27 protein-coding genes and 1 other RNA gene are annotated in these 21,560 nt (G+C 38.8%); 16 read left to right on the top strand and 12 right to left on the bottom strand.

The annotated features are described in order from the left end of the window. Window positions 1-6 precede the first annotated feature (6 nt). The 13 genes from F565_RS0101260 to F565_RS0101200 all read left to right on the top strand — a co-directional run bounded on the left by F565_RS0101260 (window position 7) and on the right by F565_RS0101200 (window position 6,985). Window positions 7-216: a hypothetical protein gene (locus tag F565_RS0101260; protein ID WP_020211373.1), complete on the top strand. Its 210-nt coding sequence runs from the start codon at window positions 7-9 to the stop codon at window positions 214-216. Continuing rightward, window positions 216-560, top strand: a complete 345-nt coding sequence (locus F565_RS0101255; RefSeq protein WP_020211372.1) for a hypothetical protein — start codon at window positions 216-218, stop codon at window positions 558-560. Before F565_RS0101260 ends, F565_RS0101255 begins: the two co-directional genes overlap by 1 nt. Then, window positions 541-816 (top strand): hypothetical protein, encoded by a 276-nt coding sequence (locus F565_RS0101250; protein ID WP_020211371.1) that lies wholly within the window; start codon window positions 541-543, stop codon window positions 814-816. The genes F565_RS0101255 and F565_RS0101250 overlap by 20 nt, the downstream gene beginning before the upstream one ends. 3 nt (window positions 817-819) lie before the next feature. Then, window positions 820-1,716, top strand: coding sequence for a hypothetical protein (locus tag F565_RS0101245; protein ID WP_020211370.1), 897 nt, complete (start codon window positions 820-822; stop codon window positions 1,714-1,716). After that, on the top strand, window positions 1,713-2,231 hold the full coding sequence (locus F565_RS22210; RefSeq protein ID WP_020211369.1) for a hypothetical protein: 519 nt from the start codon (window positions 1,713-1,715) through the stop codon (window positions 2,229-2,231). Before F565_RS0101245 ends, F565_RS22210 begins: the two co-directional genes overlap by 4 nt. Then, window positions 2,210-2,983: a hypothetical protein gene (locus tag F565_RS0101235; protein ID WP_020211368.1), complete on the top strand. Its 774-nt coding sequence runs from the start codon at window positions 2,210-2,212 to the stop codon at window positions 2,981-2,983. The genes F565_RS22210 and F565_RS0101235 overlap by 22 nt, the downstream gene beginning before the upstream one ends. After that, window positions 2,983-3,426: a hypothetical protein gene (locus F565_RS0101230; RefSeq protein WP_020211367.1), complete on the top strand. Its 444-nt coding sequence runs from the start codon at window positions 2,983-2,985 to the stop codon at window positions 3,424-3,426. The genes F565_RS0101235 and F565_RS0101230 overlap by 1 nt, the downstream gene beginning before the upstream one ends. Beyond that, window positions 3,423-3,836 (top strand): hypothetical protein, encoded by a 414-nt coding sequence (locus F565_RS0101225; protein WP_020211366.1) that lies wholly within the window; start codon window positions 3,423-3,425, stop codon window positions 3,834-3,836. The genes F565_RS0101230 and F565_RS0101225 overlap by 4 nt, the downstream gene beginning before the upstream one ends. Next, window positions 3,836-4,111, top strand: coding sequence for a hypothetical protein (locus tag F565_RS0101220; RefSeq protein WP_020211365.1), 276 nt, complete (start codon window positions 3,836-3,838; stop codon window positions 4,109-4,111). Before F565_RS0101225 ends, F565_RS0101220 begins: the two co-directional genes overlap by 1 nt. Continuing rightward, complete coding sequence (locus F565_RS0101215; RefSeq protein WP_020211364.1) at window positions 4,101-5,417, top strand: hypothetical protein; 1,317 nt, start codon at window positions 4,101-4,103, stop codon at window positions 5,415-5,417. Before F565_RS0101220 ends, F565_RS0101215 begins: the two co-directional genes overlap by 11 nt. After that, entirely contained in the window at window positions 5,417-5,611 is a 195-nt protein-coding gene (locus F565_RS0101210; protein WP_020211363.1) for a hypothetical protein, read from the top strand. Before F565_RS0101215 ends, F565_RS0101210 begins: the two co-directional genes overlap by 1 nt. Before the next feature lie 19 nt (window positions 5,612-5,630). After that, window positions 5,631-6,083, top strand: coding sequence for a hypothetical protein (locus F565_RS0101205; RefSeq protein ID WP_020211362.1), 453 nt, complete (start codon window positions 5,631-5,633; stop codon window positions 6,081-6,083). 164 nt (window positions 6,084-6,247) lie between these two features. Continuing rightward, on the top strand, window positions 6,248-6,985 hold the full coding sequence (locus tag F565_RS0101200) for a Mom family adenine methylcarbamoylation protein (RefSeq protein ID WP_035641773.1): 738 nt from the start codon (window positions 6,248-6,250) through the stop codon (window positions 6,983-6,985). 470 nt (window positions 6,986-7,455) lie between these two features. Here the strand turns inward: F565_RS0101200 and F565_RS0101195 are convergent, their stop codons facing one another. Further along, entirely contained in the window at window positions 7,456-7,785 is a 330-nt protein-coding gene (locus F565_RS0101195; RefSeq protein ID WP_020211360.1) for a toxin-antitoxin system YwqK family antitoxin, read from the bottom strand. A gap of 143 nt (window positions 7,786-7,928) precedes the next feature. Between F565_RS0101195 and F565_RS0101190 the strand changes: the two genes are divergently transcribed. Further along, on the top strand, window positions 7,929-8,339 hold the full coding sequence (locus F565_RS0101190; protein ID WP_020211359.1) for a hypothetical protein: 411 nt from the start codon (window positions 7,929-7,931) through the stop codon (window positions 8,337-8,339). Window positions 8,340-8,371: 32 nt separating this feature from the next. Here F565_RS0101190 and F565_RS0101185 read toward each other — a convergent pair whose 3' ends face one another. From F565_RS0101185 to F565_RS0101155, 7 genes are all read right to left on the bottom strand, one after another. Next, the gene (locus tag F565_RS0101185) at window positions 8,372-8,989 is read right to left on the bottom strand and encodes a hypothetical protein (RefSeq protein WP_020211358.1); all 618 of its coding nucleotides are present in this window, start codon (window positions 8,987-8,989) and stop codon (window positions 8,372-8,374) included. A gap of 27 nt (window positions 8,990-9,016) precedes the next feature. Next, window positions 9,017-9,667, bottom strand: a complete 651-nt coding sequence (locus tag F565_RS0101180) for a hypothetical protein (protein ID WP_020211357.1) — start codon at window positions 9,665-9,667, stop codon at window positions 9,017-9,019. A 35-nt stretch (window positions 9,668-9,702) separates the two neighbouring features. Next, on the bottom strand, window positions 9,703-10,788 hold the full coding sequence (gene dnaX, locus F565_RS0101175; protein WP_020211356.1) for a DNA polymerase III subunit gamma/tau: 1,086 nt from the start codon (window positions 10,786-10,788) through the stop codon (window positions 9,703-9,705). A 165-nt stretch (window positions 10,789-10,953) separates the two neighbouring features. Continuing rightward, a complete protein-coding gene (locus F565_RS0101170) occupies window positions 10,954-12,201 on the bottom strand; it encodes a Na+/H+ antiporter (RefSeq protein WP_026299814.1) in 1,248 nt (415 codons plus the stop codon). 188 nt (window positions 12,202-12,389) lie between these two features. Beyond that, on the bottom strand, window positions 12,390-13,466 hold the full coding sequence (locus F565_RS0101165; protein WP_020211354.1) for a DNA topoisomerase IB: 1,077 nt from the start codon (window positions 13,464-13,466) through the stop codon (window positions 12,390-12,392). A gap of 3 nt (window positions 13,467-13,469) precedes the next feature. After that, window positions 13,470-13,775: a hypothetical protein gene (locus F565_RS0101160; protein WP_020211353.1), complete on the bottom strand. Its 306-nt coding sequence runs from the start codon at window positions 13,773-13,775 to the stop codon at window positions 13,470-13,472. A 189-nt stretch (window positions 13,776-13,964) separates the two neighbouring features. Further along, window positions 13,965-15,905, bottom strand: a complete 1,941-nt coding sequence (locus F565_RS0101155; protein WP_020211352.1) for a glycoside hydrolase family 97 protein — start codon at window positions 15,903-15,905, stop codon at window positions 13,965-13,967. Window positions 15,906-16,141: 236 nt separating this feature from the next. On the opposite strand from F565_RS0101155, the gene rnpB reads away from it, so the two are divergent. Further along, window positions 16,142-16,456, top strand: an RNA gene (gene rnpB / locus F565_RS22270) — RNase P RNA component class A. A 51-nt stretch (window positions 16,457-16,507) separates the two neighbouring features. On the opposite strand, the gene F565_RS0101150 is transcribed toward rnpB, so the two are convergent. After that, a complete protein-coding gene (locus F565_RS0101150) occupies window positions 16,508-17,185 on the bottom strand; it encodes a response regulator transcription factor (protein ID WP_020211351.1) in 678 nt (225 codons plus the stop codon). 4 nt (window positions 17,186-17,189) lie between these two features. Next, entirely contained in the window at window positions 17,190-18,554 is a 1,365-nt protein-coding gene (locus F565_RS0101145; RefSeq protein ID WP_020211350.1) for a sensor histidine kinase, read from the bottom strand. A gap of 199 nt (window positions 18,555-18,753) precedes the next feature. Between F565_RS0101145 and F565_RS0101140 the strand changes: the two genes are divergently transcribed. Further along, window positions 18,754-20,991, top strand: coding sequence for a TonB-dependent receptor (locus F565_RS0101140; RefSeq protein ID WP_020211349.1), 2,238 nt, complete (start codon window positions 18,754-18,756; stop codon window positions 20,989-20,991). Here the strand turns inward: F565_RS0101140 and F565_RS0101135 are convergent, their stop codons facing one another. Next, window positions 20,992-21,285 (bottom strand): type II toxin-antitoxin system RelE/ParE family toxin, encoded by a 294-nt coding sequence (locus F565_RS0101135; RefSeq protein WP_020211348.1) that lies wholly within the window; start codon window positions 21,283-21,285, stop codon window positions 20,992-20,994. Then, on the bottom strand, window positions 21,282-21,524 hold the full coding sequence (locus tag F565_RS0101130) for a type II toxin-antitoxin system ParD family antitoxin (protein ID WP_026299813.1): 243 nt from the start codon (window positions 21,522-21,524) through the stop codon (window positions 21,282-21,284). The genes F565_RS0101135 and F565_RS0101130 overlap by 4 nt, the downstream gene beginning before the upstream one ends. Between the last annotated feature and the right edge of the window lie 36 nt (window positions 21,525-21,560).

Below are 21,560 nucleotides of genomic sequence, written 5' to 3'. Positions count from 1 at the left end.
ATTTAAATGGCATTGAATACACCAGTACTAAAAGAAGATATTAAAACCATCGCTACTGAAATGCGCACACGCACAGAAATTAGCGATGATGAGTTTGCAGAAAGATTGAGCATAGCTATAGAACGCTTTGTAAAATCAGCCAGTATAATTTATGTAAACGGGCTTACAGCTCCTAATGGCCCCGTAACCGGAACGTTTGCAGGAAACTTAGAATAATGGGAAAAGATACAGGCATACAGCTTATAGATCATAACGATGATGGCGAAATACTGGATGTAAAAATTGAGGTTGAGCGCGATGCCTCAGGCAAAATTATTCAGGGTATAGTGGTAGGAAATACTTTGCAGCAAAACAAAGCCCTGATACTTATAACGCACCAGGGCGAAGTAAACAGCAAGCCCGATATAGGTGTAGGATTCGAGGACAGCCTTATGAGTAACGAGTATTTGGAATATAGGCACAAAATAAGAGAGCACTATGCAAAAGACGGGCTAAATGTTAGCCGCCTTGATTTGTACGAAAATAAACCCATTGTAATAGATGCAGACTATAACCGCTAACCAGGGACAGAATTTTAAAGACTTGGTAATTAAAGCCACCGGCGACGTTGCCAACCTTATTGTAATGGCAGCGGCTAACGATGTAAGCCCAACGGCTACACCGGTTGTTGGCAGGGTTTATATAGTAGCAGGCACAATTAAAAAATCCATTTCAGAACTGTTTACAAATAACGATACCCCTGCAACTTTATTTATTGATACCGAAAGACCGGTAACGAACTTATACGGTTTTCCGGAGACATTCCCTTTTTTATAAATTATGGCACGACAAAGACAGGAAATAAAAGACAGTATTACTAATCCCTTTATAACTAACGCTCGCATTGTCGCGCTTTATGGGTTACAGGCAGGTCTTACATTTTTGCAGCAGTTCTCTTTACTGAGCTTAGAAAACAACCTGTTTGATGTTGTTACCGACGCTATGTTAAGCCTTGAAAGTTTGTGGGACATTTTCCGCGCTGAGATAACCGCAGAAATGGCAAAGCAGCAGCCACATACAAAAGCCTGGTATCAGGGCAAGGCATTGGGCTTTATGCTTGGTGTGCCATTAATAAATGATACTGATGTTTTTGACACTGCCGGCCTGACTGATGAGGCTATAGAAGCTGCAAAAGTTGTAAAGCAGGCAGCAGCGGTAAAGCTTATTAGTAATAATGGTTACGGCATATTAAGGCTTAAGGTAGCAACCGCTGCCCCCGATGGTACATTGCAGCCTGTGCCGGCTGAGCAATTTGCGGCTTTAAAATATTATATACTGGAAAAGGTTGTTGATGCCGGTACGCAGGTTGTTGTTACAACGGCTGTAGCTGATAAGTTAAGGCTGCACCTTGACATCTATTATAGCCCGCTTATTTTAAACCCTGAGGGCGAACGACTGGACGGAACCGACGATACACCCGTACAGAATGCCCTTGACCAATTTTTACAAAGCATCGAATTTAATGGCACGTTGAACCTAAACAAGTTAGAGCGCGACCTTATCGACATTGAGGGCGTACAGGAAGCGCACCGCACTTTGGCTGCAAGTAAGTACGGGGATTACGAATATGAGCATACAGGAGTACCAAACGTTGGTGCCATAGATGTTTTTCGTGTTGCCGATGGCGGATACCTGGTTATGGACGATTTACAAATTAACTGGATAGTGGCAGAATGAATGTATATACAATAAACTGGAATGTATTTGCCGATAACATGCTGCTTACCAGTTTTAGGAAAACGGTTAACCGCATCCTGATTAAGGCACTTATAAAGCCTGTAACGTGGCTTCATGCAGTGTTTATGGCATTCAGGCAGGAAAGCCTGTATAAAGTGCGACACAACAGCCAAAAAGTATATTTAGAGGCTGTGCTTAATGACAGCTTTGACCCGGGTTTACGCCGCATAAGGATAGTGAATACTGTATTTAAAAAGGCTGTGTTTTTTTATGAAACGCCCGAACGCCGCGAGGTACTGCACTATGAGCCGGAAGATAACAAGCCGGTGTACTACAATGAGGTTAACGAGTTTGTAGGCGATGGTGTGGACTTCAGTATATGCGTGCCGCCGTCATTAAGACCTGCAAGCATTACAAGGGAAACCGCATTTATAACCAAGATGCGAGGGCTAACAGATTACTACAATTTATATTCTAAAAATTACAATATACTATGGGTGCAGATAAACAATTAACGATAAACGCTACAGGTTATCCTGCTACTAACGATACATGGCGCACCGTGCAGGGCGCAATGGATGATATTTTTGAGGCTGTTGCAGGACTTGCAGGCAAACAGACCATTTTAACGGGTGTGCGTGTTGTAGCGCCATCGGTAATTTATTCGGGGGGGTATGTGGCTTATGATAGTGAGGTACTGCCATTTATTAGCGGTGCTTATAACGAGTGGGTTACTATAATTGAGGAAAACACTACAGCCGAATATGACAATGACAGCAACAACGACGGTGTTAATGATGTATTGCCGGTAATAAAAAACAGGTACATGAGGTTTGGTACGGGCGGCATTATAACATTTCCGTTTGCCAACCTGCAAAGGCTTAAAACAATTTTAGAGTTAAGTCAGTTTGCTTTGCCCGATAACATTATCAATATAAAACCAAACTGGAATGCTGCTGCAGGCGCGGCCAATGAAATTTTAAACAAGCCTATAAACCTGCTAACCGTTTTAGCACGTGGCAGGGTTTATATAGGCGATGTAGGTGGTACAGGTTCTTACACCATCAGTTTTCCAAATGTTGGGACAACGGAATATATGCCGGTAATAACATTTATGTCAGGTTCGGCAGGTACGGCAGGTTCTACACATGATCTAACTTATGCAACGCATTCCTATAACACTACATCTTTTGTATTGCAATTGCGACAAATGGGCAATAGCGTACAAGACCTTTATGTAAATTATTTTTTAATACCTCGATTTTAATGGACTACTATTTAGCTACAGAGATACCCAATAAGCCATATATCTATTTTCAAACAACCAGCCTTACAGAGGGTGCGCTTGTGTTGCCTAAAGCCAATTTACCAAAACCTCAATTCGGAGTTTTTCCAATTAAGATAGTTAACGGCCAGTTAGAAAACCGCACACCTACGGAAATGGCGGCGTTTGAGGCTGAATATAATTTAGAAAACCCGTTGCGCTTGTATGATGTTAAGGCCGAAAGCCTAAGCACACAAACATTTGCTTATAAAGGTTCAAGTTACCCCATGTTTTTATCAGCACGATTGTACTATTCGGTTATGCAGCAAACACCGGGCGACTATGCTGTTAGAGCCACAACGGGTATGACAAACATTGCAGAGGCTTCGAGGCTTGAATTTTTAACCGCCTATTATACTAAACTTAAAGAACTGACACAACCATGATAAACCAGTTAGAGATAGGTGTAAAAATAGATACACAGGAAAAGGTAGAAGCTACAGCAAACATTCCTGCCAATGCTAAAATAACGGCGGCTGAATTTAACGCCCTGCCTGCAAAATTAAACGAAGTTATTACTGTTGTGAATGATTTTCAAACAGCATCGGCAAAGGATGTAACATTTTCGTTTACTATGCCGCAAAACACAGTAAAAGACCATTTTCCTGTTGCTACATCAATTACAGCGATAGAGCTTAACGGGGCGGCAACTTTATCATTATCTACTAATGGAGGTGCTACTTATGCGGCGGTGGCATTACCACTTGGCGCACCCATAGTTTTAAATGGTTGGGTTCAATGGCGTATAACCTACACGCCCGGCGTTGTATTGGCCGGTCTAAACTATAAAATATAATGGAATTAGAAATTGCAGCGGGTATCTTTTGGCAGGATAATTTGCCATTATGGGAACAAACCGACGAGGCACAGGAAGCCGTAGGCAAAGCAGAGCACACCGCACCTGTAAGTCAGGAAAAGGAAAGATGCGATAGTGATAATAAACGTTTATCGTGGGTTGAGTATGCATTAGGCGCATTTGTTTTGCGAATTACGTACAATTATACATCTGCACCGGATAGCAAAGAGTGGGCAGGAATTAAAAACACAGAATATACAGTATATGCCAAATAATTTTTTTCTAACAGGTGCTGCCTATACCAGTAAAGCAGGCAGCGACAGTAATAACGGAACTACAAAAGACACACCTAAAGCAACCTTAAATGCGGCTGTAGCTTTAAACCTTGTGGGCGATGTTGTTGTTGGTGCTGGCTCGTACAGCGAGTCGATCGTGGCTACAACCGCTATAACGGGCATACGTGGCGATGGAGATGTATTGTTTTATGGAGATAGCACAATGGAGTTTACCATCTCTGTATCTACGGGTATATTTGCTGTGTCAAATATAACATTTAATGGTTATAGGGCTATATCGGCGCGATTTAATGGTAATGGTCGGGATTTTGTCAATTGTAAATTTTATAATATAAGTGCATTTAATCCTCAAGGTTTTGGAGTTTTTACCAATTGCATTTTTGTTAACTGTACATGGGCAGGTACAAATGCAAGCAGATACACTTTTGACCAGTGCATTTTTATAAACTGTACCATTCGTGACTGTTCTAAAATGACCAATTGTTATATGAATGGTGTTAGTACAGTAAGGACAATTGCCGGTATTACCGCTGCTAACTTTGACGGTAATAATATAATGGGTGCTAATGCAATTGCTGTAAGCGACACAAATTATTTAAGCCTTACAGCCCATAAGGCAGCAAACCCAACATTAAACATTAACAGCTTTAACCTGCCGCCCAAATTTAATGGTGTTGAAAAGCTTGATTTCTCGTTGCAGTTTGATAGCCCCCACATAAGGGTTGATGCCGTGAACATTGGTGGCACAACCACCGGTATATCGACAGCCGCGCTTGACCCCGAATTTAGACAGGAAAACGGTGCAATCTGGACAGGTGTAATGATTAGCGGTACAGACATCGTGTTAAGCCCTGGTGTTACCGTTGGAACAATTCGCGCGGCACCAATTAGAACATCGGTTAACTCATCTGAAATTTTAAACCTCGTATACAATGGCCAGATGCTTTTTAACAAAAGTACACCTGGTGGTTCTGCCACGAACTTAACTGTGCCTGATGCTACTACTTACCCCGGCAACAGCGCGAACGGAATGGGTAACCCTGACCGATTAACGTTTGAAGTACGATGGACAAACAGCGACAATAAACCCGTTATAGACGCGGACTATATTAATGGCTACCTCCTGCCTGCGGGTGCATTTGGCGAATTTTTACTAAACCGTAAGCCTGTAGTAGACAGTGCAGGTAAAGCAAATGGTGCAGCAGGTTTTAACCCTGCATCTGTCAATCCTGTTTTTTGGACGTGGTACCAGCCACAAATAACGCTTCGTAACAACTATGTATAATGGCAGAAGGTTTTAAAAGTATAACAGTCATACCAAAAGCCACCGAAGAAATACAGGTTATAAAAGGCTTTAAATCGCTAACGGTATATACGAGTGCAAAACAATTTATTGAACCTGCTGTAGGCTTTAAATCGGTAACGGTGGTAATTGCACCCGTAGGGAGCGTAAAGAAAACAGTAAAAAAAATATCATAATTAAACTAAATAGTAAACAATGAATATTAAACCAAAATTGGCTTTTATTAAAGCAAACTTTTTAAAACAGCGTTTTCACGGTAACGCATTATTTGGCGTGGCAATTACGGCTTTTGTAGCTGCAATTTTTGACACAGAGGCAGAGCCGCAATGGCAAAAGTTTTTATTATTATTTTTTGTGGCTTCAATAGGTTGCTTAGTTGTTGCCGGAATACGCAACTTTTCACAGGGGCAGAATGCAGAAACCGCATTTAAAAGCAATTGCGAGGAAATTTCAACCGCATTGGGAGGTATTGCCGCATTTATACCAATTGCGTTTGTGTGGCTATTATTTACGCTTAAGGCGTGGAATGTTCCGCTGTTAGTTGTTGCAGGAATAGCCTTTGCGGCTTCGTTTCAAATTTGGGGTGGTTTTCCTGCCTTGATTGCAACAATTAAAAAAGTACTTCAAAAATTGAGGGGTAAGAAGTAAAAAAAGCCCCCCGACATTTAAAAAACTTCTCACGGTAATTTTAAATATAGCAGCAAAGCCACAGTCGGAGGACAAAAAGTCTTCTGGTTGTGGCTTTGGTGCGTTATAAAATTACCTGTGAGAGGTGCAAAGATAATCATCATCAATCATCAATCAAAATACGAATGGAATTTAAAACGTTAAGATTAACAACAAAGAATTTAGGAGAATTAGAGATCAGGCAAGTGCCTAAAGAAGTAGCTAAGGAGCTAATAGTTAAAAATCATTATAGCAATAAGTGGAACAATGCAGGCTTTGGCCTTTATAACTTTGGGTTTTATAGACCTGGTACAGATAACTGTATTGGCGTGGCAGTATATGGCTATACGATGCACCCCAAAGCAAGGCTATTTACACACCCCAACCCTGATGCCATAATGTTAGAACTTAACCGGATGTGGATAAGTGATGAATTAGGTAAAAATGCTGAAAGCTTACTAATTGCGCATTCCCTTAAGCAACTGCCAAAGCTTGATAAAAATATTGTTGCTGTACAGTCCTTTGCTGATGGCCGCTTAGGTTGCGGCACAATTTATAAGGCATCCAACTTTCAATACTATGGTAGCCATGAAACGGTATTTGCCCGTAATAAGCGCACCGGCGAAATAAACCATCAAATGAATACCACAAGGATGGACAGCAAAAGCATCTATATAAGAAACAACGTCGCTTATATATTAGGAGATTTGGAATTTTTTAAGGTTGATACCTACAGATACATTTTTCCGCTTTGTAAGCGATTTAAAAGCAAATTCCAACAAAAGCCATACCCGCCATATAAAAAAGGCTCTATGGCCATAACAATGGATAAAAATAAAGCACTTATAAAAGAACGTCTTATAAAGTTTATAACTGACTTATAACTCTATAAAGATAGTTAAAAGCAACGATACCGCCAAATATTTAAAGCAGAAAACACCAGTAAAATGGCACTTTTTTAGTGTTTTTTCACTGGTGTTTAAATATTGTTTAAACTGTGTATATTTGGTTAAAATGTGTACAATTCATTTTTTATTTTTGTACAATTCATTTTTGCGATTATACATGAGTTTTAAACAACGATAAGTAATGTTCAAATGTAATTATACCCTGTAATTTTATGTAACTTTATAATCCCCTCGCTAGCGCGAGCCTCAGGCTCGTGCCGATATTCACTAATTGCTGGTGGCCTTTTTGTAATAAATACTTCTATTGTTATGCGTCTTTACCGGCACGAGCCCGAGGCTCACGCCAGCTGGGTAATTATTTTCAATAAATGCTACAAATTATGTTTACCAATCAATCTTTGTACACAATGATTTTTCCATATCCACTGTTACTATAATTGTAATCTTCATTCTACAATACGATCTATTTCTATTCCATTATCGTCATACGTTGTTTTTAAAATAAGATTGCCATTTATATCCCATGACGTGAAAGTGTTATAGAAACGATTATATTTACTGAAATATTCCTCTTCAATCTGGCCATTTTCAAAGTAACTTCTATTAACACCATTCTTATAGCCATCTTTATATTCTTCTTCAGATATTAAAATGCCATTTGTACAGTATTCAACAATGAATCCGGTAAATGGTTTGCCTTTATAAGATAACATTTCGGTACCTCCACTATCAAAACCCATTGTTTCTAAATCCTTATACTCTACAAGTAAGTTCATAATATTGATAATGTGTGTTTTAATTGCCGAAATGGCGCGATATTTTATTTAAATCTTTAACAAGATGTTGTAAATGTATAAAGTAATAACCATTCACGTTCAGTTTTTCCGTAACTTTATAATTCGTAGCTAATTACATCATCATGAAAATATACTTTATCATAATCGCATTAGCAACTACATGTTTTTGTAATGCACAACAATTACCACAATCATTAACGGTTGCGGTAAATAGTAATAAGATAGAGCAGGGTGTATTAAAGCCTAAGATTATTCCTACGCTTTCGTTTTACTCTAAAAATTATACGAAGGTTTTTGGGAAATATAATTATACTTTAGACCCGTTAGACTTTGGCGATCGTAACATATATATACAAACCGATACGAGGGTTTTTAATAATTTAAGTAACAGGCTAATAATGAACATGCCCGTAGCAGGCATAGATGTAAGTAATGGTTTTTACACTTATAATTATGCTGATTTCACCTCTGCTGTACTTGCTCTTTGGGGTGTAGACAATTTAAATTTTGTACATGTATTTAACAAGCAATGATTATTTTGTATCCGGGCCGGTAGTTTAATAAATTACCAGTCTTCTTTTATTTTAGAAGGAATGTCATCCTGCCTGTATTCACCAACCCGTTTATAATAGTGCCCGTCTGGTTTTATTATTATGTAGTTACCACAATGCACTACGTCTTTAAAAAGCAGGTTGCGGATAGTTTCATTTACATCTTCATAAACTGATTGCTGACTGTAATTAAAGCCTTTCTCGGTCATAAAAAACTGGGCATAATCAGTGTGCTTATTTATAAAACGCAAATATTTTTTATCAGATGTGTAATGGTCTATACATGGAGCCTGGTTTTTTACAGGTTCACTGTAAAAGTAATTTATAATAATAGTTTGAGATACATTAACGGCGTTATGTGTTAGCTGTTGCAACGTTTTAACAACTGCATCACGTTCGCCAGGTTGCAGGATTCCCGTTTTTTCCCTAAAAATGATTTTAGCTGTAAGAGTACTATCTGTTTCAGATACAACAGTATATCCGTATTTATTGTACAAGCTAACTTTACCCTTAAACTCTGTAAGCAAGATTGGCTTATTGTTCTCGTCAAGGTAAAATTCTTTTTTCAGATTTGTTTGTGCAAAAATATTCAGGCTGTAAAATGTAAGAAATAGTAAAATGAATAGTTTCATACAATTGTCTTTTAGTTAATGCCTATATTATATATCCAGGTCAAACATTTTTCGGAGCATCTCTACAGCCGGGTTCATGGCTTTTAGCTTTTCGTACTTTTCTTCGGGGGTAAAAGCATGTTTAGTACTTACAATCTCATTAACATGAACCTCTATAACAACATCATGATTGTGTAGTTTGCCACGCATGTAACCTAATAAATCCAACTTGTTATTGTCAAAATCCACCTTAGACCCTCCGTTAGGCAATTCTAATCGTATCGTTATACCATCAGGGTCTAAAACAGGGTCGTTAATTTGCATATACGTAGCCATGATCTTTTGGCCGGCATCACTAAGGCGCTGTGCAAACTTGTTCCATTGCAGGCGCATATCGGTTTCATTAAACTTTTCGCGGGGCAACTCATCAGGATTTTTAACGCTCGCTCTCTGACTTTCGGCCATTTCGCGTTTCATACGTAATCCCGATAATGAAAATGCCGATACCTTAACTTCTCCCGTATTTAAATCTGGTTTAGTAACAGCAGGTTTAACCACCTGGGGTTCTGTAACTTCAAGTTGTGTTGCGGGCAGGGGAGTAATAGTTGCCGGTTTTTCTTCGGAAACTATGGTAACAGATGGCTCAGCAATATGAATAATCGGTGCCTGTTCAGCCTGCGCTTCAACAGCTTTAGCCACCGGAGCCGCTAAATTTTTAAAATAGTGAGGCGGAATTATAAATTGGTCAGCTTTTTTTTTTCTCCATCAAAAGTGATAGAGGCAAGCTGCATAAGGCAAAGCTCAGCAAGGAGGCGCTGGTTTTGGCTTACTTTATATTTAAGGTCGCAATCATTGGCAATGTCAATACCTTTTAGCAGGAAATCCTGACTTGCTTTTTGCGCCTGAATGCCGTATAGGTTTTGGGCAACTTCGCCGGCTTCAAGTAACACCAGTGTAGCCGGATTTTTAGACACTAATAGGTCTCTAAAATGGGAGGCAAGCCCGGCAATAAAATGATGTCCGTCAAAACCTTTAGCCAAAATATCATTGTAAGCTAACAGAAGATCGGGTATTTTATTCTCTAATATTAAATCAGTTACCTTAATGTAATACTCGTAATCGAGTACGTTAAGGTTCTCTGTAACAGCCTGTCGTGTAAGGTTGCTTCCGCAATAACTTACTACCCTGTCAAAAATAGAAAGGGCATCGCGCATGGCACCATCGGCCTTCTGGGCAATGATGTGCAGGGCATCATCTTCAAAAGTTATTCCCTGGCTACGGGCAACTTCTGCAAGATGGTCTTTAGCATCTTTAACCGTTATTCTTTTAAAATCAAATATCTGGCATCGCGATAAAATTGTAGGGATAATCTTGTGCTTCTCTGTAGTAGCCAGTATAAAAATGGCATGCCTTGGCGGCTCTTCAAGCGTTTTAAGGAACGCGTTAAAAGCAGCCTGAGAGAGCATGTGCACCTCATCTATAATATAAACTTTATACTTACCTGTTTGCGGGGGTATCCTTACCTGGTCTATAAGGCTTCGGATATCATCTACAGAGTTGTTAGAAGCAGCATCAAGCTCGAACACGTTAAAAGCAAAATCTTCATACGGGTCATCATAGCCTTCCTGGTTTATTTTTCGGGCTAATATACGCGCACAGGTTGTTTTACCTACACCACGAGGACCGGTAAATAACAGTGCCTGTGCCAGGTGGTTACTGTCTATAGCATTAAGCAGGGTATTGGTAATAGCCTGTTGCCCAACCACATCCTTAAAGGTTTGCGGGCGGTACTTGCGGGCTGATACAATAAACTGTTCCATAGCATTTAGTGAGTAGCAAATATAGCAAATCATTTGAGATTTATAGTTACCCGCCTACGATTTACATCCTGCAAAACACGAATAATTATTAAGTTACAAAGTATCAGGGCTTAGTAAATTAAAAATCAAAAATACTTAGCAAATGCAGATTTCAGGAAAATAAAATCATTCTTTTTCTTCCAGTTTCTTTACTATCCATGGCAGCGTAAGTCCCTGTCCAATAAGGGTAAACAAAACTACTGCTACCGATATAAATATAATTGGATTACGTAGGGGAAATGGCGTGCCATCTTCAAGATGTTCAGGTAAACCAAGTGCGATAGCCAATGAAACAATGCCCCGCATGCCCGACCATCCAATGATAAGGCTATTTTTAAAATCAAGCAGAGCTTCTTCTGTTATCCTGCCTTTTTTTGCACTGAAAGCTTTTTGCAAATTTATTTTCTGAAGAAATATACGCACCATGCGTATGGCCAGCGCTACAATGGTAATAACTAACGCCACAAGGCTGTAAAACCCAACATCGGCCACATCTATATTTTTTAATACATAAGGAAATTGCAGGCCTATTAAAATAAAAATCAGTCCGTTCAGCATAAATATGATAATATCCCAGATAGATTTTGACTGCTCCTTAAAAGTAACCGGAAAAACCTTATTGCTAAAACGGGCGATGGATAGCCCAAGCGTTACGGCTGCAATAACCCCCGATACGTGAAGTTCTTCAGCCAGAAGATAGGTTATAAAAGGCATGAGCAGCATAAAACTAATAATTACTACCTTGTTTTTATCAACCCTCATAATTATAAAAGCCAGTACTTTACCCATTACTGCGCCCACTACAAAGCCACCCCCAAGGAGTAATAAAAACTCAAGCCCTGCTTTCCAGAAAACAAAGGCACTACCGGTTACGGCAGCTACGGCAAAGCGATACGCTACAAGTGCAGAGGCATCATTTACAAGGCTTTCGCCCTCTAATATAGTATTTGTTTTATGCGATAATCCTAAACCTTTTGTTATACTCATAGCAGCAACAGCATCGGTAGCAGAAAGTATAGAACCTAATACAAATGCCAACGGCCACGTCATGCCGGGTACAAGATAATAGGCCACGGCGGCAATACCCAAAGCTGTTAAAAACACCAATGTTATTGAGAGCGTTGCTATTGTATTTATGTTTGTTTTAAATTCTTTAAACGAAATATTAAAGGCAGCATCATATAATAAAGGCGGTAAAAATATCAGGAAAATAATTTCGGGGTTTATCTCCATAGGCGGCAGCATAGGAATGAATCCCATCCCTATACCTGCTACGATAAGCAAAATGGGGTAAGGCAGGTTAATCTTATCTGCCATGGCAGATAGCCCTATCATAATGGCGAGTATAAATAGTATGACGGTGTAGTTGTCCATGTCTTATATTTGAAACAGCGATGTATCGCCATAGGTTCAAATATAAATAATTTCGTTGTAGATGTAAGTTAATATATACAGAAGCTTAAAACTGACTAAAATTATGACACGAATTTCACAAACAACAAATCTGATAAATTTGTGTAATCTATGAAATTCGTGTCTGAGATTATATCTACAGCTGATTACTATGTTATCACATCTGCTATGTCTTCGGTAGACAATAATTCGAGTAATGCTTTTTCAGATGGGTTAAGTTCTCCATCATTATTAATCTCTGTAATTTTGTAGTTCCAGAGCGTTCCTTTTTCATAAGCAGCAACAACTGTAGGGTGCACATAATACTTTTTGCAAACAGTACGGGTATTGCCCAGTTTTTCGGCAACAGAATCTAATACGCTTACTACTTTACGTTTAAAATCGGTTACGCTTTCAAACTCGCCCAGTTCATTAAAAGCGCATAATGCATTAAGGCTGCCTGCCCATGCCCTAAAGTCTTTGGCTGTAAAATCTTCTCCCGAAATCTCCTTTAAATAATTGTTTATATCTCCCGACCCAATGGTATGCCTGTGCCCATCATCATCAAGATACTGGAACAATTCCTGTCCCGGTATGTCCTGGCATTTTTTTACAAGGTTAGCCATGCGGCGGCTTTGTAGTTTTATTTTATGCTTAACGCCTTTTTTACCCACAAAGTCGAACATTACCGTGGCACCGTCAAACTTTACGTGCCTGTCGCGTAGCGTTGTAAGCCCAAAGGAACCATATAATTTTTTGTAAGCGTCGTTACCTATACGAATATTTGTAAGTTCTATAAGTTTAACCACAAGTGCCACAATTTTTTCGTAGGGTAACCCATTTCGTTTTAAATCTTTTTCTACCTGTTCGCGAATATGCGGCAACGCCAGCGCAAACCTGCGTAAGCGAAAGAATTTTGACTGGTTGCGTATCTTGTTCCAGTCAGGGTGGTAGCGGTATTGTTTACGGCCTTTAACGTCAGTTCCCGTTACCTGCAGGTGTCCATTTTCATAAGGCGATATCCATACGTTTTCCCAGGCCGGTGGTATTACCAGTGCCTTAATACGCGCCAAAGCGTCTTTGTCTTTTATGGTTGTACCGGTTTCATCTATATAAGAAAAGCCATTGGCTTTACGTTTCCTGTAGTAGCCCTTATCAGACGACAACGAATAGCGTAAGCCAACAGCTTTTGCAGTTGTTTTAGGATCGCTCCCTATTTTTTCGAGTTTTTTTTGCAGCCTGTTCATTGCTTATTGCGCTTCCCTGCCTTTAATGCTCATAGTATCTAAGAGCTTGGCAGCGCTGTTTTCTTCAAATGCACCAGAGCCTGCAACAAAAACCCCTTTTTGCCCGTCTACACTTTTTATACCATATACAGTAGCCTCATCACCAGGGTCGCTTTCGCCTTCATAACGGTAAATTTCAACGATCTCAAAATCGCTAAAGTTTGCCTTAATGCGATCTTCCTGCAGGTTAAAATCTGTTGTAAAACCTTTTTCTGCCAGTTCCTGCAACGCTTTGCTTACCGTTGCATAATGATACATCTGTCTGTCCATATTCTTTGTCCTTTAAGTTAGTTTGCTTTATTATCTTAAAATTAAAGATTTCATATTTTGCATGCAGCCAACGAAATGTTAATCTTAATTTTGAATGAAGATTTAGGACAGACAGCCTGTTACACTACAATAAACATAACTGTTAAAGAACATTTAAGAGTTAAAAATAAAGGACAAAAACATTTACTATTATTTTTTATCGTTAATGAACTGAATAATAAAACCGCCTTTTGGCGCTAAATTATAATTCCAGCCAGAAGTTATCGGGTATGTTTTTATATCAAAGCCCATTAAAGCATCCTGTCCTTCTTTTATGATCCTGAAATGCGAGAAGCCTTTACCATATTTTGCAAGGTCCAGTTTAACAGGCAGCTCTTTATTAGTACCATTTATACCCACAATATAAGACAGTGCATCTTTTTTTCGTGAAAGTATTAACGCTTTGCCCGGTTCGGCAACTAAATATTCTGTTTTATCCCAGGTGGCGGGCATATCTTTTAATAGGTTTTTAACCTCTGCCGGTAGCGAGTCAAATATCTCTTTAGAGTCGGCAAAATGTATAATACCCGATGTGTATATCATAGCCATAGAAAGCTCATGAGCTGCGGTGTTAAGTCGCGGGTATTTTCTCATGGTTAATGCAAACGGGGTATAGTCTGCCGGGCCCGCTACGTTTCTTGTAAAAGGCAGCACCGTATTTTGCTGTGCGGCTTCTTCAGGAAACCTGGGCTCATAAAAATAACTTTCCGTACCAAGTATAGCTTCTGCAGTCATAAAATTAGGCCATGTCCTGTGCCACCCCCTTGGTATTGTTGTACCATGAAGGTTTATCAGTAGATGTTCTTTGGCAGCATCTTCAAATACAGATTGCAACGTTGCCATTACCTCCTGCCTGTCAGAGCACCAAAAGTCTATCTTAACGCCTTTAACGCCCATGCCTGCCAGTTGTTTAAACCTGTCTTTCCTTTTCTTAGTGTCAAAATATTCTGATGAATATCCCCAAACCAAAGGTTTAATACCTTTTGCAGTGGCTATGTTTATAATATTACCGTCTTTATTTGCCTTTTCCCAGCCTGCATCAAAAAGTGTATATTTAAAACCAAATGCCGCCGAAACATCTGTAAATTCATTATAAATTTCGGGCGAATGGTCATCAGGGTGCGACCACCATGACCACGCCGCCTTTCCGGGCTCTATCCACGAAGTATCTTCAATTTTAGAGGCAGGAGCTAAATCTGTAATAAGGGTTGAAAGTAGTATATCTCCGGCTTGTTCGCCTATGATAATAACCCTCCACGGCATAACCCATGGCAGGCTTGACTCCGGGTAAACATTTTCTTTATCGGGTAACGGCAATGTAAATTTCTCGTCTTTCTTTGCAAATGCAACTTTATAAATGCCACCCTTAGAATCAGGTGCTAAGTGACAACCGGGATATGTGCCCTCATTGCCGGATTCTGCAATTAATACCCAGTTTTTATTATCATTTACATTAAACAGTGCAGGCATGCACCACCCAACAGACGGATTGCGTTCTCCTCTTATAGGGTCGCCGGAATTTACATTTACATAAAAATCTTCGTAACCGGGAGTATAATCTCCGGCCTTATTATAGGGTTGCATCCAGCCTTTTGCATTTTGGGCAATATGAAATGCAGTAAGCTCCTCTTTTATTTTAAGGATGCTATTTCCTTCATTGGGGAAACGGTATCTAAAAGCAACACCTTCATTTCCTGCAATTATATCGACGATTAATAATTGTCCTTTATTGTTTTTAAAGGTTATGCTTTTACTTTTAAAAACATGGTCTATACTTTTATTATTGGCAACCTTAAGTTCATATTTTTCCCTTTTTTCTGTAATTTGCGAAACATTTGCGACAGATAATCCTTTTGTAAAATCTTCATTTTCACAGTTAAGTCCAAGAGGGGAGTCAAGAATAAAAGTTTTATCTTTATGTGTTACATTATAAGATAACTCGCCATTAGCATTTAATGACAATGTTATTTTGTTTAAATCATCTTTAGATTTAATATACAATGCCTTATCCTGTGCGTTACAATTAGTAAAGAGCAAAAGTGCCCCAGGGAGCAATAAAATTAAAGCGCGATTAATAAATTTATTTTTCATATTATAAATAAGTAAAAGTGGATTTATAAAATTATTCTATTCTATACTATTCTACAAAACCACAAATATACATTTTTTATTTACTACAGCGATGTAGTGACTATGTTAATTTTAATCACGTAGTTTTGATTCGTTAAATTGGTAACGTATTATAAATGCCACTACAATTTATATGCTTATTCGGCCATAAATGTGAAACCGCAAATTTGAAATTCCATTTTTTAAAGTATCTTCGCGCCGCAGGCCGCCTTATCGCTCTTTGCAAAAAGGGAGGAAAGTCCGGACACCAGAGGGCAGCATAGCGGGTAACGCCCGTCACCGTGGTATGCAGAACCGCGGGAGGACAAGTGCAACAGAAAGTATGTACAGGTAATGCTGTAGTGAAACCAGGTAAACTCTATGCGGTGAAATGCCATGTATACCGGCTATTGTAGGGCTGCCCGCCCGATGCCGGGGGGTAGGCAGATTGATCGCAACAGTAATGTTGTGTTTAGATAAATGATAAGGGTCCCTCGGGGATACAGAATCCGGCTTACAGGCCTGCTTTTTTTAATTTTTTAGCCGCGAATTTCACGAATTCCACAAATTTGTATGTGGTTTTATTAGTAGCCTACTTTAAACTCCAGCCCAAGATGCCTAACACTCTCAATGCGTATTGAGGAATCTTTCTGGAAATATTTTCGTAAACGGCTAATGTATACATCCATGCTACGGCCAGAAAAGAAATCATCAGTTTGCCAGATGGCTTTTAATATTTCATCACGCTTTAACAGCCTGTTCCTGTTATGGTACAGGTAAATGACCAAAGCAGCTTCCTTTTGGGTAAGTTGCTGAACTGCAGATTCAAATTTTAGTTCTAACCGATTGGTATTGAGTGTGTATTGCCCTATTGTAAATGTATCTTCAGTTGGTATACTACTTCTTTTTTCGCTGCGCTTTAGTATATTCCCAATCCTTAAAACCAGCTCATCAACTTCAAAAGGCTTTACTATATAATCATCGGCACCCAGTTTAAGGCCTTTAATTTTGTCTTCTTTAAGCTTGCGGGCGGTAAGGAAAATAAAAGGAGTATCGGTATTCATTTTTTCAGCCAATGTAAAACCATCAAGCTTAGGCATCATCACATCAAGTATACAAATGTCGAATATTTCTTTTTGCGAAAGTTGTAGGGCCTCTTCGCCATCTTTGCAATAGGACACGGCATACCCATGAATTTCGAGATACATTTTTAAAACCCCTGCAAAATCGGCATCGTCTTCGGCTAAGAGAATTTTTTTCATAAAATTATACTGCCGGAATAGTTATATTAAACATTGCACCCTTGCCCAACTGGCTTATTACATTTATATAACCCTGATGCGCCTTTACAATCTGGTTGGTATAATATAGCCCCAGGCCAAGGCCTTTCGCATTGTGTATATTGCCTTGTGCCACACGATAAAATTTATCAAAAAGGAGCAACTGCTTGTCTTTTGCAATACCTATACCATCATCCTGAATACTGATGGTAAAAAAGCCATACTGCAAAACCGTTTTTAAGGTAATGCTTTTACAACCGTACTTAACCGCGTTTTCCAGCACATTTGTAATGGCAGTAGTAAGATAAAAAGTATCTAAAACAAGTTTTATAGCCGTTTTATTAAAGTCAGTTTTAAAGTCGATGTTAGGGTGCGCCATAGTAAAATCGTTGCAAACAGTTTGTAACAGGGCAGTAATTTCAATATTTTCTTTAGAGAGCTCTATCTCATCGTATCCCAATGAATTCACTAAAACCTGGTCTATAAGATTTTGCAGGCGAATATTCTGGCGGCTAATGGTATCTACAATATTGTTGAATAATTCAGGATCGTTAATAGTCTCTTTGCGCTGCAATATTTTTGTAGAAACAGACAGGGTTGTAAGCGGTGTTTTAAGTTCGTGGGTAATGTTATTAATAAAATCGGTCTTAATATCGCTTACCTTTTTTTGTTTGATAAGCGCCCTTATAGCAATTACAAAAAGCGTTATAAGCGTAATCATTACAAACGCAGAGAACAGGAATATAAGTAGCATCCGGCTGTAAATAACCTGCTGCCAGTCGTGTATATAAATATACAAAGTGTCTTCGGTTAGTAAACTATGGTCATTACCTAAGCCATTAGAACTGCCTGCAACAGTACCTACATAATTGCGTACCATAAAGGCATCATCAAGCGAGGTAAGCGATCCCATTATGGCATTTTCTATACGCGGTTCCTGCGCAAAAAGGGTATCGGGCACGGAGCCATCATACATTACAAACTTGTTGAGTACTACGGCAAAATCTAATTTAAGCTCAGGAAATTCATGCTTAAGTTCCTGTTGCAGCCTGCCCGAAAGCACATCGCGAAATTCGCCCTGCTGCACAGTATCTTCAATTTTAAAACCTTTTCGGCTGTCTTTAATATACTGGGCAACCATCTCTTTATATAACAGGTTTTTTTTATAAAAGATGGAAGAGTCTATATCGTTATCCTCATTAGTAACCTTTGCTATTTTGTTTTGTATCTCTGTCCTGAATTCTTCTACTTTATAGTCGTAAGCGGTTTTTACCAGATAGTATTGCATAGCCGCAAGTACCACCAGTATAATGGTAGAAAAAATAATGAGCAGGTTAATTTTGAGTTTCATACAGTTGTATTTCAACATCAAAAATAAATCATTTATTGTTTCATTGAGTTTTTAACCGCCCTTTAACCTACGATTAACCCTCACTGACGATAATTTGCTGACTTTTGCTGCATTAACCGACCCGATGAAATCCTTTTGTTTACTCTTCCTCTTATTTTCTGTGTGTTGCTTTGCACAAAGCAGGCATAACCTTTCGGGAGTGGTTAAAGACTCCGAAGGGCAATTAATAATTGAAGGGGAAGCATTACTACTTACAACTACGGGAACACTTATAAAAACTGTGCTGATAGAAAAAGGAGTGTTTCTGTTTAAGGAAATAGCACCGGACAATTACACGCTGCAATTATCTGCAACAGGATATGAAACCGAATTTAGAGAAGTGAAACCCGATGTAGATATTTCAATTTCTGTCGTATTAATTACTAAAGCTATTGTTTTAGATGAAGTGGCTATAAACTCTGAAAATAAAATGTTTACAAACCATAACGGAAATATAAAAGTTGATGTGGCCAACTCAATTTTTAAGGCATCGCCAAGCCCGTTAGACCTTATGGCTAAACTGCCGAGTGTAATAGTAAGTGCCGATAAGGAGAGCCTGAGCATTATAGGCCGCGGCGACCCTCTTATTTATATTGATAATCAAAAAGTGGGCATGAACGACCTTAATGCACTCTCGGTTGAGGATATAAAAACGATAGAAATCATTAAAAATCCGTCTGCTAAGTATGAGGCAGAGGGCAGGGCAGTAGTGTTTATAACCCGTAAAAGAAGCAGGCGCGATGGCTTCGAAATTTCAGGATTAGAAACAGCATCATTTAAACGGGGTTACAATAATTACACCGGGGTAAATACCGGTTTTAAGAAAGGTAAAACAGAGTTTAAAGCCAATTTTAATTATAACAAACTCTATCATTGGGAGGCAAACGGCAATAATGTAACTATTAGTGATGCCCGCGTTGCAACTAATTATAAGATCAGGTCGATATCTGACCGGGCGCAATATATTTTTGGCGGGGGTATTTTTCACCAGTTTAATGATGACGATTATATCTCGGCAAATGTAAATGCCAAGCTACAGGGCGATGACGACAGAAACCATACACAGACTTATATATTACAAAATAACACGGCAGATAATATTACCACTCTTAGCCGGAATGATAACCAGCGAAATTTTGTAAACTCATTTATAAATTACAATAAAAAGATAAAAAGCCTGGATGCCAAATTATTTACCGGCCTGCAGTATTCTAACTTTTATCAAACGTCTTACAGCGACGTTCAAAACAATTATAATGATACCCAGTTTGTTGCTGCACAACACCGCAACCAGAAATTTACGGTTAATGCTTTTACCGGCCGGGCCGATGCAGAAAAGGTTTTTAAGAACGATATAAAACTGGAAGTGGGTGCACTATATTTATCGGCTACAGCCAAAACGAATTTTGCAGTAGATGATTATGTAACGCCTGCACAAATGCAATCGCTCTATGATTTTAGGGAGCAGAATGCAGCAGGATACACCCAACTATCCGGCAAAGTTAAAAAGTTAAGTTATTCGGGTGGTTTGCGTGTAGAAACTACTGATATTGAAGGGAAATATAATAATACCTCTACACTTACAATAGATAAGCACTATACCAATATTTTCCCAAAAGCACAACTGGATTATGCTATAGACAGCACCATGAGCGTGAGCCTTAATTATGCCAAAAGTATTGCCCGGCCTAATTATTCATCTACCAGCCAGGTTACGGTTTACGGCAGTCCCTTTATGGTTTTTGCGAGCAACCTGAACTTAAACCCTACGATCACCGATGAAGTTTCAGCAGGGTTTCAGTACAAAGAGATGTCGGCTACCATGCGATACTACACAACAAAAGACCCTTCATACGCTACATTTACGTATGATACTGCCCAAACACTTATAAGCCTTAACACTATTAATTATGCTAAAGAATCTGGTTTTACTTTTGAAACCGTTATACCATTTAGTTATAAATTATGGACGGTTAATAATGTGCTGAGTATGGTGCTGAATAAAATAGAAGACCCGTCGGCGTTATTAAGTACATCTAAACCCTATTTGTATTACTATTCTAACAATACCTTTAAACTGCCTAAAGCCTATACTGCAATGCTCTCTGTTTGGGGAACCACAAAACGTAATGAAGGTATCTTTACCCGCAATGCCTTTTTTATAATGGATGTTGGTTTTACCAAAACCTTCTTTAAATCGCTGGATTGCACGCTAAGCTTTAACGACGTTTTCAGGAATATGAACTTTAATGAAGATTTTGCAATAAACAACATCTCATCCCGTGGCCGATACTATACCGATACCCGCGAAATTGCTTTATCGTTAAAGTATAAATTCGGGAATTTTAAAGGGAAAGAAGAGAGAAGGGTTAATGAGAATGAGGGGAGAATAAGGTGACTATTTGAGTTGATTTTTAATATCCATTCTTTGATGTAAAATCCGGACGACCTCAATTATTTCGTCTGCCTTCTTATAAAATATTAGATGTGATTTTACTTTGGATACTCTGAAACCGTGTTTGATTTGATCAATGTTTTTCCCGCTTTCAAAATTAGTGGCCAAATATTTAATTTCATCAATCAATAAACTAACATATTGATCTGCCTGGTCCGCCGACCAATTTTTTAAAGTATACACCCAAATTTTTTCAAGGTCAAGTATTGCTGCTTTACTTATGCGGTAATTATTCATAAATGTTTTTTGCGTAAATATTCCAAGTGAGCTTCGGGGTCAAAATCTGAAACCATTCCACTTTGTTCACCAATTTCTAATTCATATCTAAGGTGTTTGACTTTTTGCTCCTCGATTTCAAGCAATCGCAATGCTGAACGTACAACTTCGCTGGCAGAGTTGTATCTGCCTGAAGCCACTTCATTACTTATGAATTCTTCGAAATGACCGCCTAATAATATTGATGTGTTCTTAGCCATAACCGTTTTTATTTCAAATATACCAACTCTTGGTAT

The sequence above is a fragment of the Flavobacterium rivuli WB 3.3-2 = DSM 21788 genome (assembly GCF_000378485.1).
GTDB lineage: Bacteria > Bacteroidota > Bacteroidia > Flavobacteriales > Flavobacteriaceae > Flavobacterium > Flavobacterium rivuli.
This window is presented reverse-complemented; position numbering and strand designations above follow the sequence as displayed.